The sequence below is a fragment of the Candidatus Krumholzibacteriia bacterium genome, from assembly GCA_035649275.1.
Classification (GTDB): Bacteria; Krumholzibacteriota; Krumholzibacteriia.
The window spans coordinates 147115-161446 of sequence record DASRJW010000101.1 but is presented as its reverse complement, the minus strand read 5'-3'; the positions used below and the strand labels follow the sequence as shown (position 1 = coordinate 161446).

Here is a 14332-nt window from a genome sequence, read left to right as displayed (position 1 = left end):
TCACCCACTCACCATCGGAGGTATTCCCTCTATGGCAGCGAAGCCCGCGAAGAAAGCCGCAGCCAAGGGCGGCAGCGAGCTCATCATTTCCAAGAGCCGCACCAAAGCCGCGGCAAAGAAGTGCAACGTGTCGCGCGAGTTCTACGGAGCCCTCGACAAGAAGGTCCGCGGCATGATCGCCGAGGCCGAGTCCCGGGCGATGGCGAACAAGCGCAAGACGCTCAAGCCGGGCGACCTCTGAGAGCCGCCCCCCCTTGGAGCCGATCTTCCGATGCAGGGCCGAGTCGACTCGGCCCTGCGCGCTTTCCGCCCCTCAGGTGCGCACCCGGGCCCGGTAGGTGAGGACGGTCTTGCCGCCTGCGGGCACGGCGAGGGTGAACACAGCGGTGGTCGCGTCCTTCTTCACGTGGGGCTGGGAGCTCTCCAGGATCTTCCAGTCGCCGCTGAGCGACTCCTCGACGTCGACGCTCACCGCCTCCTCCTTGTGGTTGCGGAGTTCCACCTCGTAGGCCATCTCGACCGTGTGCTCGTCCACCCGGTTGAAGTCCTTCTGCGTCCGCTTGCTCACCACGTCGAAGGCGCGACCCACCGAGAAGCGCAGCGTCTCGTCCTGGGGAGTGTGCTGTACCTGATTCTCGCCGAGGAACTGCGCTGCCCCCTCCTTGTCGCGCTTGTAGACCCGGACGATCCCCTGTGGGATCGGCTGGCCGAGACCGTTGTCCTTGGAGTTCTTGAACTGCAGCGTCACCTCCACCGGCTCGGCGTCGCCGGAGCGATAGCCCGGAGAGAGGAGCACGTAGGGCATGCTGCGCAGCGTGTAGCTTTTGCTCACCGTGACACCGTCGGCGTCGAAGAAAAGGATCTGCTTTTGTTGCCGATCCATGACGTCGGTGCGCCGCTCCAGGGTGTAGAGGTGGTATTCGAAGAAGGATTCCTGGGCGAACTGCGGCGCCGCGGGTCGCGCTGCTTCCGCAGTGAACATGACTTCCTTCTGCAACGCCGGCGTCACCCGGTTCACGTCGCCGGCGACGAGCTGGAGCCGGGCGTTGCGGAAGCTGCCGCCGCTCGTGTTGTCCAGCGTCACCCAGCCGGTGAGGCCGGCCTTGGTCTCGCTGGGCTCGAGCAGGAGCACGTAGTCGGCGCGCCAGGAGAAGCCGCGGGAGAGGTAGGTGACCTCCACCTCCCGTTCGCCGCTCGTCTTGCCGTCCAGCGTCCACACCAGCGTCGGGGTGGCGATCAGCTGCTCCGGGATGGCGTCGAGGACGACCTCACCGGGCAGCTCGAAGACGATCTTGCCGTCCAGGTCGTAGACATAACCTTCGTTGGCGGCGAGCAGCTTCGCCCGGCCATAGGTGCCTTCCTTGGTGCGGTAGCCGAGTTCGCGGCCGACGTACTTCTCCATGAGCTTGGCCCGCGAGATGAGGTCGTACTCGTAGTTCTGCTCCACGAGATGCAGCGCCCCGGTGCCGACGGGCTGCAGGTGCACCGCCGAAGGTTCGATGCCCGAGGTGACGTCCTCGTAGCGCAGGCGGAAGACACCGCTTTGCGTCGGGATCTTGCGCCGTTCCCGCACCAGGCTCAGATCGTGGTTGTAGATGGTGAGGCCCACGTCCTGGCGCCCGCTGGCGGCGCTCGTGAGATCCGCCGCCGGCGCTGGTCTGCCGCCGGCGAGCAGCAAGAGCCCGCTCAGAACTCCTGCCCATCCTTCGGGCCGTCTCGATCGCTTCATGCTTCTCCTCCTGCCAAGGTGGCCGAGCGGTTGGCCCGGCCGGGGTGTCGCCGCGCGACATTACTACCGGGCACGAGGGGGGAAATTCCAGTGTCGCGCGACGCCGCCTCCGCGGCGGGATCGCCGTCCTTGAGAGGCCCCGCCCCCGTTGCTACGGTCCTCGGATGCTCGATTCCCTGCTGCGGGAGCTCAGCGCCGACGACTGGTTCCAGTCCGCGGTGGCCGCGAGCCGGGTGCGGGAGCGCCGGCCGGCTGCGGCCGCCACCCTCGCGCTCCGACCCGACCTCCGGGCGGCGCTCGAGCGCCTCGGCATCGGTCCGCTCTACACCCATCAAGCCGAAGCCCTGCGCCTCGCTCGTGCGGGCGCCCACGTGGTGGTGTCGACGCCGACCGCGAGCGGCAAGACGCTCTGTTTCAATCTCCCGGTCCTGGAGACGGTGCTCGAGGCCCGCGCTGCTGGCCGTGCGGCGCACGCTCTCTATCTGTTCCCGCTCAAGGCGCTGGAGCACGATCAGCTCAAGAGCCTGCACCGGCTGCGGGACGCCCTGGGCCTGGAGGAAGCTTTCCGCGCCGCCATCCTCGACGGCGACAGCCGCGACGCCGAGCGAAGGCGGCTGCAGGAGCAACCACCGCACCTCCTGCTCACCAACCCGGACATGCTGCACGCTTCGTTGCTGCCCGGGCACGAGCGCTGGTCGCGCTTCTTCGCCGGCCTGCGCTGGATCGTCCTCGACGAGCTGCACACCTATCGCGGCGTCTTCGGTTCCCACGTGCTGCAGATCCTGCGCCGGTTGCGACGGCTCGCCGCCCATTACGGCGCCGCACCGCAGGTGCTGGCGGCATCGGCCACCATCCGCAATCCCGGCCAGCTCGCCGAGCAGCTGTTCGGTCTCCCCTTCGTCACCGTGAGCGAGAGCGGCGCTCCGGCGGGGCCGCGCTCCCTCTTCCTTCTCGACCCCCAGGCGCATGCCCTCGACTTCGCCACCACCTTGTTCGGTCGCTGCGTCGGCGCCGGCGTGAAGACCATCGTCTTCTGCAAGTCGCGCCGCGCCACGGAGCTCCTCTACACCTGGGCGCTGCAGCGCTTCCCGGCGCTGCGCGGGCGGACGAGCGCTTATCGCTCCGGCTACCTGGCGGAGGAAAGGCGGGAGATCGAGGCGGCGCTCTTCGGCGGCAGCTTGCAGGGCGTCGTTTCCACCAGCGCCCTCGAGCTCGGCATCGACGTCGGCGGCATGGATGCGTGCATCCTCGTCGGCTATCCCGGCAGCATCATGTCCACCTGGCAGCGCGGCGGCCGCGCCGGCCGCGGCGACGGCCCGGCGGCGCTGTTTCTCGTGGCCGGGCGCGATGCGCTGGACCAGTACTATGTGGCGGCGCCGCAGACTTTCTTCGCCGCCACGCCGGAGCCGGCGGTGGTGGACGCCACCAACCCAGGTATCCGGGCCGCGCACCTGCTCTGTGCCGGCGCCGAGCAACCGCTGCGCCACGACGAACCCGCCTTCGCCGACCTCGAGTGGCCGCAGGCGCGGGCGGCGCTGCTGCGGCAGGGGGCGCTGCTGCAGAGCGTGGACGGCGAGTTCTGGCTACCCTTACAGGCGCGGCCGCACCGCTTGGTGGATCTGCGGCAGTGCGGCGAGACCTACACCATCCATCGCGCCGAGTCACCGCGCCGCGTTCTCGGCACCATCGGCGGCGCCCGTGTGTTCCACGAGTGTCATGAAGGCGCCATCTACATGCATCGCGGCGCCCACCTGCAGGTGACGGATCTCGACCTCGAGCGACAGCGAGTCCACGTCGTTCCTGCCGACGGCAGCAGCATGACGCAGGCGCGCAGCGCCAAGCACACCGAGATCCTGGAAGTCTGGGCCAGTCGCCACGCCGGGGCCACGGCGGTGCACTTCGGCCGGCTCCGCATCACCCAGCGCATCACCGGCTACGAGAAACGCTCGACCTACGATCAGAAGCTCCTCGGCAGCTTCGAACTGGATCTGCCGCCCACGATCTACGAGACCGAGGGCTGGTGGCTGGAGCTGGATCCGAACCTCGTTCCGGCTCTCGCTGCCGCCTCGCACCACCGCATGGGCAGCCTGCACGCCATCGAACACGCCTGCATCGCCCTGTCACCGCTCTTCCTCCTCTGCGAGGCCGCCGATCTCGGCGGCATCACCTTCACCGAGCATCCCCAGGTGCCCGCCGGCGCCATCTTCGTCTACGACACCTTTCCCGGCGGCATCGGCCTCACCGCCCGTACCTTCGAGCTCGCCGGCGAACTGCTGCAGGCGGTCTTGCAGCGGCTCGAGCGTTGTGACTGCTCCGCCGGCTGCCCGGGGTGCGTGCACTCGCCCCGTTGCGGCGCGGGCAACTATCCGCTGGACAAGCGCGGGGCGCAGGCGGCGCTGCGTTGGCTCCTCGGGCACGAGCCTTTGCCGCGTCCACTGCGCCCGCCGGAATTGCCAACCGGACTGCAGCCGGAGACGTCGCCCGGAGTATCACGGGCGGCGACGACGTCCGGCGGTCCCGCCGCGTGGACGCCCGAGCCGCCGCGGGCCCTGCTGCTCCGGCGCGAGCCGCGCTTGAGCTACCTGGATCTGGAAACGCGCTACGCCGCCGCCGAGGTGGGCGGCTGGCGCCACATCGAACGCATGCGCCTGGCGCTGGCGGTGGTCTACGACGAGAAGCGGGACCGCTTCACCACCTACCACGAGCCGGAAGTGTCCGCCCTCGTCGAGGCGCTCTTTGCCGCCGATCTCGTGGTGGGATTCAACGTTCTGCGCTTCGACTATGCCGTGCTCGCCCCGTACACCCGCCGGCTCCTCTCGCGCCTCCCCACCTTCGACATGCTGCGGGGTTTGCGGGAGCGCCTCGGCTTCCGCGTCTCCCTCGACAACTTGGCGCGCTCGACCTTGGGGACGCCCAAATCCGCCGACGGGCTGCAATCCATCGCCTGGGTGCGGCAGGGAAGACTCGATCTCGTGGAGGAGTACTGCCGGCGCGACGTCGAGCTCACCCGCGACCTCTTCCGTCACGCTCTCGCCACCGGGTCGCTCTGCTTCGAACGCCGGGGCGTACGCTTCCGCACCCCGCCGCTGGACTGGGAGCTGCGACGTCTGGGCGACGAAGCCCAGCGCGCCTGTGCCGCCCGCTGGCGGAGCGCCACGAGCCGGCTCGGGCAAGCGCCGCGCTCTGCCGCCGCCTGGTGACCCCCCGCGCTTCCGTTGTTCGGCTATGATGCCGGGCGGTTTCGGCCCTACCGTGTTCGCCGTGCGGTCCGGCCTGACGAGTCCCGGCGCCAGAGCCGGGGCCCCGAACGCGAGTGGAGCATGAGGAAACGCGAGGTGTGGATCGGCGTCGGCTTGGTGGCGCTGGCGATCGGTCTACGGCTCGTCGGCCTCGACTGGGGTTTGCCGGAAGTCTACGAGGAAGCCTATCCCTTCAAGAAAGCCTGGCCCATGTGGGGCTGGGGCCACGAGCCCCTCGACCTGAACCCGCATTTCTTCAACTACCCGTCCCTCTTCTTCTACGTGCAATGGCTCGGTCAGGGGCTGCTCTTCCTCCTCCTCCGCTTGTTCGGCGTGGTGCACTCGGTCCTCGATTACCGCGCCCTCTACGAGCTCGACAAGACCCCCTTCTATCTCATGGGGCGAACACTCACCGTGCTCTTCGCCGCCGGCACTGTTTGGGTGACCTGGTCTCTCGGCCGGCGCCTGCGCGGGCCGTGGACCGGGGCGCTGGCGGCGTTCCTCCTGGCGGTGAACGCCTTCCACGTCTCCAAGTCGCAGGTGATCGAAGTCGACGTACCCCTCACGTTCTTCGTGATGCTGACTCTCGGCTTCGCGCTGCGCCTCCTGGAAGAGCCGAGGCGGCGCTACTACATTCTTGCCGGCGTCTCAGGCGGCCTGGCGGCGGCGACGAAGTACTCCGGTCTGTTCCTGGTCCTCCCCATCCTCGCCGCCCATGTCCTGGCGTGGCGCCGGGCGGCGCAGGCGCGCGGCGAGGCCCGCGGCCGGCGGCCCCGGCAAGCGGGGTTGCGCTCGGAAGGGCCCGGGCTCCGGCGCGAACCGCTCCTCGCTTTCGTCGTCTTCGGCCTCGCCTTCCTCGCTGCCTCGCCGTACGTCCTCCTCGACTTCCCCAACTTCTGGATCGGCTTCAACTACGAGAGGCTGCACCTGGAGCTCGGTCACTTCGGTCTGGATGCTTCGCCGGCGTTCCCCTACTACGTGCACGCCCTCGCCGCCAACCTGCTGGGCTGGCCGCTCGCGCTCCTCTCCCTCGCGGCGCTCGTGCTCTACCTGGTCGTCCGGCGTTGCGGCTGGGCTCTCGTGCTCGGCATCTTTCCTCTGGTGTACGTCGCCGCCATCAGCTCCTTCTCCATGAAAGCGGAGCGCTACGTCCTGCCGCTCGTCCCCATCGCCTGCCTCCTCGCCGCTGCCTTGGTGGAGGAGATGCTCGCCCGAGTGCAGGCGCTGCGTCCGCGTCTCGCCCTGCCGGCCGGCGTCGCCGCGGCGCTGGTGCTCGCGGCACCCGCCTTCGTGGGCTATGCCCATGGCCTGTCGCGGTTGCGCGACGACACCCGGACGCTGGCGCGTCAGTGGTTGGAGGCGAACGTGCCCGGCGGCGCCTACCTCGTCTGCGAATCCTACGGGCCGGAACCCCTGACCGCCGTGGACGTGGCCAACTTCAGCGAGGACCTGCGAGAGCGTGTCCTGAAACAGATCGAAGCCAGGAAGACGAAGATCTATGCCATTTATCCCCTCCCCATGCTGCAGGTGGGCTCCCAGTACGTCACCCCTTTCTATGCCCTGTACCGTTACGAGGGCCTCGCGGATTACATCGTCACCAGCAGCTCGGTGAGCTCGCGCTACCGCAAGGACCCGGCGCTCTTCGCGCCCATGCTCTCTTTCTATGATTCCCTCGCCGCGCGCTGGACTCTGGCGAAGGAGTTCGGCCCGGCGGAGGGCACCGGGCCCAGGCTCAGCATCTACAAGAACCCGCGCTTCGCTGTCGTCTTCGCCCGCCGCGGCCACATCCCTTCGCCCGCGGCGCTGCCGCCGCTTCCCGAGCCGGTGCCCCGCGTCGTCGGACCTTGTTACCAGCGTGAGGGCGTGAACCTGGAGACCTTCGGTTACTTCGAGGAAGCGGCCCAGGCCTTCCTCATGGCCTCCGACTATGCCGAAGCAAGGCCGAACTTCCGCATTGCCGTCATCACCAGCGCGCTGCGCTGCTACCTCCGTGCCGGCCGCAGCGCCCAAGTCTTCTCCGTCCTCGATCTGGCAGAGCGCGGTGCCAAGACGTCGGAGGAGCGCGAGTATTGGCGCGAGCTACGCCGGCAAGTGCAGTCGGCGGCGGAGGCGCCCAAGCCATGAGCCTGCCGGGACGGGACACTGGCGCCGGCGTGCTCCTGCTGGTGGAGAATCACTCGGTCCCGGCGGATCGCCGCGTCTGGGCCGAAGCGCGCAGTCTCGCCCGCGCCGGCTACCGCGTCTCCGTCATCTGCCCGCGCGGCCGCGCCACCGACCGCGAAGCTCGGGCCAGCCTGGACGGCATCGAGATCTACCGCTTCTCCATGCCCTTCGCTGGCCAGAGCCGGCTGCATTTCCTGCTCGAGTACAGCTGGGGGCTGCTCGTTTGCGCCGGTCTCGTGCTGCGGGTGTGGCGCGAGCGCGGCTTGGCGGTCCTCCACGTGGGCAATCCCCCGGATCTCTTCTTCCCCCTGGCCTGGCTGCTGCGGCCGTGGCGCAAGCGTTTCATCTTCGACCAGCACGATCTCTGCCCAGAGACTTATCTCTCCAAGTTCACCACGGCGCGCCGGGGCTTCACGCACCGGCTGTTGCTGTGGATGGAACGATGGAGCTACGCGGCGGCGAACGCCGTCATCGTCACCAACGAGTCGTACCGCGAGGTGGCGCGCCGGCGCGGCGGCGTCGCCGAGGATCGGCTCTTCGTGGTGCGCAACAGCCCGGACCGCCAGATCTTCCGGCCCCGCCCGCCGGTGCCGGAGCTCCGACGGGGCCACCGCCATCTGGTGGCCTATGTCGGCGTCATGGCGCGGCAGGATGGGGTGGACTTGCTGCTCCGAGCGGCCCACCATGTGGTGCACGAGCTGGGGCGGAACGACGTGCTCTTCGTCCTCGTCGGCACCGGCGACGCCTGGGAGGAATTGCAACGGCTGCACGCCGAGCTCGAGCTCGAGCCGCACGTGCTCATGACCGGGCGCATCCCCGACGAGCCCATGCTCGACGTGTTGGCAACGGCGGACGTCTGCGCCTCCCCCGACCCGTGCAACCCGCTGAACGATGTTTCCACCATGACCAAGGTGATGGAATTCATGGCCATGGGGAAGCCGCTGGTCTCTTTCGCGCTGCGGGAAGCGCGCGTCTCCGCCGGCGACGCCGCGGTGTACGTGCCCGGCGACGACGTCCGCGCCTTCGGTCGCGCCGTGGTGGAACTGCTCGACGATCCGGAGCGCCGGGCGCGCATGGGCGAGGCCGGGTTGCGCCGCATCCGCGACGAGATCGGTTGGGAGCGCTCGGAAGAGCAGCTCCTCGCCGCCTACCGCCGCGTCCTCGGGGCGTGATCACACCCGGGGACGCCGTCAGCCGCTGGAACACCGGCGAGGGTGAAGACGAGGGCGCGGAGATCCGGGGGCAGCGGCGCGGTGAATCGGAGCGGCGTCCCGTGCCGCGGCTGGGTGAACTCGAGCCGCGCTGCATGCAGCGCCGGGCGCCCGAGCCCCAGCGGCTCTCGCGCCGCCTTCTCTCCTGCCGGCGCGGCGCGAGACACCCCGCCGCCATCCGGCACGCCGCCATAGAGTGGATCCCCCCAGAGCGGCATCCCCTGCGCTTGCAAGTGCACGCGGATTTGGTGCGTCCGTCCGGTGTCGAGCTCGAGCCGCAGGAGGGAGCTCTCTCCCAGGCGGCGCAACAGTCGATAGCGCGTCCGGGCAGCGCGGGGACGGAAGTCGCGCCGCGGGTCACTGTAGCCGCTCGCCGACACGGGCGGGACCACCGCACGCCGGAGCGCCGCGGCAGCGGCTTCGGGAAGCAGGGCTTGCATTCGCGTCGGCCGGCGCGGATCGCGGCGGATGGGCAGATCGATCCGTCCCGCCACTTCCCTGGGCACACCGTGGACCACGGCGAGATACAGCCGCCGCATGCGCCGTGCTTCCACTTGCGCCGCCAACTGCCGGCGCGACGCCAGCGTCTTGGCCACCACCACCAGGCCGGAGGTGGCGCGGTCGAGACGGTGCACGATGCCGAGCTCCGCCGCCGGCTCGCCCCGGCTCTGCAACCGATGGAAGAGGCCGTTGAGCAAGGTGTGGCGGAACTCGCCGCCCACCGGGTGCATCAGCATCCCCGCCGGCTTGTCCACCACCACCAAGTCCTCGTCCTCGTAGACGAGGTGGAACTCCGCCGCCACCGAGGCCGCCTCGAGGCCGCGCTGCAGGAGCGCGGGCAGGGTCACGATCTCGCCGCCATGGAGGCGGTGGTTGGCTCGCACCACGCGCCCGTCCACGAGCACGTCGCCGCGGGCGATGTGGCGCTGGATGCGGCTACGCGACACCTGCGCTAGCCGGCCGGTGAGGTAGCGGTCGAGACGCTGGCTGGCGCGCAGGCGGACGGTGAGACGTTCCGGTTGCATTCCGCGGCACTCCCGGAGATCGGTGCCGCTCGAGAGTCTAGTCTTCGCGGCGGAAGACGGCGAGGACGTCCTCGGGCGTGGACGCCTGCCGCAGGCCTTCCTTGAAATCTTCGCTCTGCAGCAGGCGCGAGACCCGGGCCAAGAGTTTGACGTAGACGTTGCTGGCGCTCTTCGGACCGACGGCCATGAACACCAGATCCACCGGGCTGCCGTCGAGGGCGTGGAAATCCACCGGCGTTTGGGTGCGGGCAAAGACGAGGGCCAGGGAGGGGATGTCGTTGGAGAGAGCGTGGGGGAGAGCGATGCCGCCGCCGATACCTGTGCTCATGACGTGTTCGCGTTTGAGCAGCTCGCGCATGATCACTTGGGCTTCGGCGACGCGGCCACCCTGGACGAGCAGATCCACCATCTGCGCCAGCAGCTGCTCTTTGTCCGCGGCCTCCAGACCGAGGGCGACGAGCTCGGTTGCCGCATAATCGACGATGTGCACTGCCCGCCTCCGCTCTCCCCACAGACCGGACGCTGCGGCTCGGAGCAAAACCCAGACAAGCTAACCGCATCGTCTTGCACTGTCAACGGGTCTGGAAGTCGTGCACGTCCGGCGCTGGAACGTTTTCTGCACCGGCCGTTACACCCGGCGCGCGTCGTCCGGAGGGGAGGCGGTCGCGTTTGGCGACCTTCATTCTCGACACCAACGTCCTGCTGCACGACGCTCGGGCCCTCTACGCCTTCAGCAACGCCACCGTCGTCATTCCTCTCGATGTCCTGGAAGAGCTCGATCTCTTCAAGAAGAACGTCGACGAAATGGGGCGCAACGCCCGCGAGGTGATCCGCGAGCTCGATCGCCTGCGCCAGGGCGGCTCGCTCCCCGACGGCGTGCCGGTGAACGGCGGCATGTTGCGCGTGCTGGTGGACTACCTGCCCGAGCGCATTCCCCAGGGCATGGACCTGAGCGTCGCCGACAATCGCATCCTCCTCTGCGCCAAGTATCTCGAGGAGCGGGGCGAGCAGGACGTCGTCGTCGTCTCCAAGGACATCAATGCGCGGGTCAAGGGCGACGCCCTGGGCCTCACCATCCAGGACTTCGAGGCGCAGAAGATCAAGATCGACGAGCTCTACAAGGGCTGGACCGAAGTGGTGGTCACGAGCGCCGCGCTCGACACCTTCTACGCCCAGGGTTACCTCGAACCCCAAGGCCCCGCCCTGATCAACCAATGCTTCATCCTGCGCGACGGCGCCAACCCGCAGAAGAGCGCCATCGCCATTTGCACCAACGGCCGCCTCGAACCCTTGCGCTGCGGCGACGCCAAACCCTGGGGCATTCGGCCGCTCAACGTGCAGCAGAAGTTCGCCCTCGAGCTGCTCCTCGCCGAGCGCTTGCAGCTCGTCACCCTGGTGGGCGGCGCCGGCACCGGCAAGACCTTGCTCGCTCTGGCGGCGGGACTGCAGAAGGTGGTGGAGGAGCGCGCTTACGGCAAGGTGTTCGTCTCCCGGCCGATCATGCCGCTCGGGCGCGACATCGGTTACCTGCCGGGCAGCAAGGACGAGAAGCTGGAGAGCTGGATGCAACCCATCTACGACAACCTCAAGCTGCTCACCGGCTCGTTCTACGACGACGAGAGCAAGCTCAGCTATCTCTTCGACAGCAAGAACCTCGAGCTCGAGGCGGTCACCTACATCCGCGGCCGCTCGCTGCCGCGGCAGTTCATCATCATCGACGAAGCTCAGAACCTCACGCCCCACGAGACCAAGACCATCATCAGCCGTGCCGGGGCACAGACCAAGGTGATCCTGACCGGCGACCCCTTCCAGATCGACAACCCCTATCTGGACGCGTCAAGCAACGGCCTCACCTACGTGGTGGACCGCTTCAAGGGCCAGGAGATCTTCGGCCACGTGCTGCTCACCCGCAGCGAACGCAGCCCGCTCGCCGCCCTCGCCGTCGAGCTCCTCTAGCCGGCACTTCCTGCAATCGGCGCAAGGCTTGCTGGATCGCTGGGGGCGGTGTACCCTGGGAGCAGGTGGCCTCCTTCGAGCCGCCGCTTCCTTTCGAGCTCCAGGCGGTTTTTATGCGGCTCCCGCACCACAAGCTGGTGTACACGATCCAGCGCAAGCCTCCTCCCTGGGCAGCGACCGGCGCCTGACGCCCGCTTCCGCCTCGAACTTCCTTTCCGAGTCTCCGACTCGCGGCATCGAATCAGGTCGATTCCGCCGCTTCGGCGCGCGGAGTCCAGCGAGGAGAAATGGTCATGTCGGTCACCCTGCATCGCATCGCGCCGGAGAACGTGCACGAGACCCTGCGCCGTTCCATCCTGGCCGATGGTTTCGAGATCGTTCTGGATCTGGACAAGAGCCAGGGCGTGCGGCTCTACGACGCCAAGAGCCGCCGCTTCTTCTTGGACATGTTCTCGTGCTTCGCCTCGGCGCCCCTGGGTTTCAACCACCCGCGCCTGGTGGAGCCCGAGTTCGTCGCCCGGCTCGGGCGCATCGCCGTCGGTAAGCCCTCGAACTCCGATCTCTACACCGTGGAGCTGGCGGAGTTCGTCGACACCTTTGCGCGTCTGGCGGCGCCGTCCACCCTGCCCCATCTCTTCTTCGTCGAAGGCGGCACGCTGGGGGTGGAGAACGCCCTCAAGACCGCCATGGACTGGAAGGTGCGGCTGAATCTGGCGGCCGGCCGGGGCGAGCGCGGGCACCAAGTCCTGCACTTCCGCGACTGCTTCCACGGCCGCAGCGGCTACACCTTGTCGCTGACCAACACGGCGCCGGTGAAGACGCTGTACTTCACCAAGTTCGACTGGCCGCGGATCACCAACCCGAAGCTGCGCTTCCCGGTGACTCCGGCGGAGGAAGAGCGCGTCGCCGCCGCCGAAGCGGGCGCGGTCCGGGAGATCGAAGCGGCCTTCGCGGCGCACCCGCACGACATCTGCGCCATCATCCTCGAACCGATCCAGGGTGAAGGCGGCGACAATCACTTCCGCCCCGAGTTCTTCCGTGCGCTCCGCCGGCTGGCGGACGAGCACGAAGCCTTCCTGATCTTCGACGAGGTGCAAGCGGGGATGGGGATCACCGGGCGCATGTGGGCGCACGAGCACTTCGGCGTGCAGCCCGACGCCATCAGCTTCGGCAAGAAGACCCAGGTCTGCGGTACCGCCGTCGGCAGACGGGTGGAGGCGGTGGAGGACAATGTCTTCCGCGTCCCCAGCCGCTTGAACTCCACCTGGGGCGGCAACCTGGTGGACATGGTGCGCTGCCAGCGCATCCTGGAAGTCATGCACGAGGAGCACCTGGTGCAGAACGCGGCACGCCTCGGCGAGGGGCTGCTCGCCGGCCTGCAGCAGGTGGTGGGGCGCCACGGCGACTGGATCGACAACGCCCGCGGCCGGGGCCTGATGTGCGCCTTCGACGTGCGCGACTCGCAGACGCGTAAGCGCCTCCTCGGCGGCTGCGCCGAACGCGGTCTCATGCTCGTCGGTTGCGGCGAGCGCACGGTGCGCTTCCGCCCGGCGCTCACGGTGACGGCGCCGGAGCTGCAGGAAGCCCTGGAGCTCCTGGATCAGGCGGTGGCGGCGCTCTAGCCGCGCTGGGAATCCACCGGCACCTCGATCTCGCCGGTTCCGAGCCGCTCGAGATCGAAGGGCAGATTGATGAGCACCGTCGGCGCCAGCAGGAAGGTGGCGCGGTCCCCGAGGCCTTGCGCGACCACGTTCACGCCACCCCGGGGATCGCGCCGTCCGATGCGCAGACCGGCGAGGAGCCCGTTGTCGCCGTAGAGATCGACGCTCCACTGCGGCGGCACCAGCTGCACCAGCGCCGGTTGCTTCTCGGGGAACTCCGTCACCTCCAGCGTCGCCATCTGCTCCAGGAGCGCTTGCACCCGTCCCGGATCGAGGGCGAAGGTGGAATCCACCTTGTCGCTCGCCACCACCTTCCAATCCTGCAGGCCGTGCCGTTGCAGAACGAAGGTGTCCGCCGGCGCCTTGACTTCCAGCCTGGTCACCGCCGCCGGATCGAAGGGCGGGAAGATCCGCCGGTCCCGGGGTTGCTGGACGAGAGACACCATGCTCTCCACCATCTGCCCTTCCACCTCGAAGACCTCGGGCTTGTCGGGCACCACGGCGTAGTAGCCGCCCTCGCTGAAGGCGAAGCCCAGCACCAGATCGCCGAGGACCTGTCCGTTCCGGCCTTCGAGGACGACGCTCAACTTGCGGTGGCCGAGGCCGAAGCGGAGGGGATCTTCCTTGTCCTCCGCCGCCACGCCGATGCCGCGCAAGCCAGTGAGCTGGAGCAGCAAGCCGCGCAGGCGCACGGGATCGACGCGCCAGGCCACCGGCCCCTCGGTGACCCAGCCCGCGGTCGGATCGCGCCGCACCACGAGATTCCCCGCATTGAGGGTGTTGAAGCGCAGCAGGGCCACGCTGTCCGACGGCACGTCGATCATGCGCTTGTCGCGCCAGCCGAAGGCGCTGGTGAGGGCGCCGCTCAAGAGCGCCGAGGTGGTGAGGAGCACGTCGTCGCCGCCGTCCACCTGGACGTACACCAGGGTCTGCAGGGGATTGATGCGCCCGCAGCGCAGTTCATGGCGGGCCCCCGTCTGGGTCTCGATGCGCACCAGCGCCGCCGGGTGGTCGAGGCCATAGCGGATGAGCTCGCCCTGGCCGAGATTGTCTTCCTGCCGCGCCGCTGCCAGCGTGTCGAGGAAGCTCGCCACCGCCTCGGGCTCGCAGTTGGCCGAGACCGGCTCGACGAGGACCCAGCCCGCTTCGCGTCGCTCCAGGCCGATGCGGCTGTCGCCATAGGCGAACCCCAGGCGCACCACCTCGGCGGGCTGCACGGGCAGGAGCCGCGCCAGCGCGGCGCGCTCCTGCACCGCCTGCCGGTCGCGCCGCTGCTGCCAGAAGACGTAGCCGCCGAGGCCGAGGGCCAGGACGAGAGCCGCCAAGGTGGCGCGGAAGCGCATGGATC

General features: G+C 68.8%; 10 protein-coding genes. 6 read left to right on the top strand and 4 right to left on the bottom strand.

Translation table 11 applies throughout. The annotated features are described in order from the left end of the window. The first annotated feature begins 31 nt into the window (after positions 1–31). Positions 32–241, top strand: coding sequence for a DUF1931 domain-containing protein (locus tag VFE28_10600; GenBank protein HZM16445.1), 210 nt, complete (start codon positions 32–34; stop codon positions 239–241). Positions 242–313: 72 nt separating this feature from the next. Here the strand turns inward: VFE28_10600 and VFE28_10595 are convergent, their stop codons facing one another. After that, positions 314–1729: a DUF4139 domain-containing protein gene (locus VFE28_10595; GenBank protein HZM16444.1), complete on the bottom strand. Its 1416-nt coding sequence runs from the start codon at positions 1727–1729 to the stop codon at positions 314–316. Positions 1730–1893: 164 nt separating this feature from the next. Between VFE28_10595 and VFE28_10590 the strand changes: the two genes are divergently transcribed. From VFE28_10590 to VFE28_10580, 3 genes are all read left to right on the top strand, one after another. After that, positions 1894–4929 (top strand): DEAD/DEAH box helicase, encoded by a 3036-nt coding sequence (locus VFE28_10590; GenBank protein HZM16443.1) that lies wholly within the window; start codon positions 1894–1896, stop codon positions 4927–4929. 120 nt (positions 4930–5049) lie between these two features. Next, positions 5050–7092, top strand: coding sequence for a glycosyltransferase family 39 protein (locus VFE28_10585; GenBank protein ID HZM16442.1), 2043 nt, complete (start codon positions 5050–5052; stop codon positions 7090–7092). Continuing rightward, positions 7089–8303, top strand: a complete 1215-nt coding sequence (locus VFE28_10580; protein ID HZM16441.1) for a glycosyltransferase family 4 protein — start codon at positions 7089–7091, stop codon at positions 8301–8303. Before VFE28_10585 ends, VFE28_10580 begins: the two co-directional genes overlap by 4 nt. Here the strand turns inward: VFE28_10580 and VFE28_10575 are convergent. Beyond that, entirely contained in the window at positions 8279–9367 is a 1089-nt protein-coding gene (locus tag VFE28_10575) for an RluA family pseudouridine synthase (GenBank protein ID HZM16440.1), read from the bottom strand. The two genes, VFE28_10580 and VFE28_10575, sit on opposite strands and share 25 nt — an antisense overlap. A gap of 37 nt (positions 9368–9404) precedes the next feature. Then, positions 9405–9857, bottom strand: coding sequence for a PTS sugar transporter subunit IIA (locus tag VFE28_10570; GenBank protein HZM16439.1), 453 nt, complete (start codon positions 9855–9857; stop codon positions 9405–9407). Positions 9858–10036: 179 nt separating this feature from the next. On the opposite strand from VFE28_10570, the gene VFE28_10565 reads away from it, so the two are divergent. Together VFE28_10565 and lat are read left to right on the top strand one after the other, a co-directional pair. After that, positions 10037–11323 carry a PhoH family protein gene (locus VFE28_10565; GenBank protein ID HZM16438.1) on the top strand — a complete coding sequence of 429 codons (1287 nt, stop codon included), beginning with the start codon at positions 10037–10039 and terminating at the stop codon, positions 11321–11323. A 293-nt stretch (positions 11324–11616) separates the two neighbouring features. Then, positions 11617–12945 carry an L-lysine 6-transaminase gene (gene lat, locus VFE28_10560; GenBank protein HZM16437.1) on the top strand — a complete coding sequence of 443 codons (1329 nt, stop codon included), beginning with the start codon at positions 11617–11619 and terminating at the stop codon, positions 12943–12945. On the opposite strand, the gene VFE28_10555 is transcribed toward lat, so the two are convergent. Beyond that, positions 12942–14327: a DUF4340 domain-containing protein gene (locus tag VFE28_10555; GenBank protein HZM16436.1), complete on the bottom strand. Its 1386-nt coding sequence runs from the start codon at positions 14325–14327 to the stop codon at positions 12942–12944. The genes lat and VFE28_10555 overlap by 4 nt on opposite strands. Between the last annotated feature and the right edge of the window lie 5 nt (positions 14328–14332).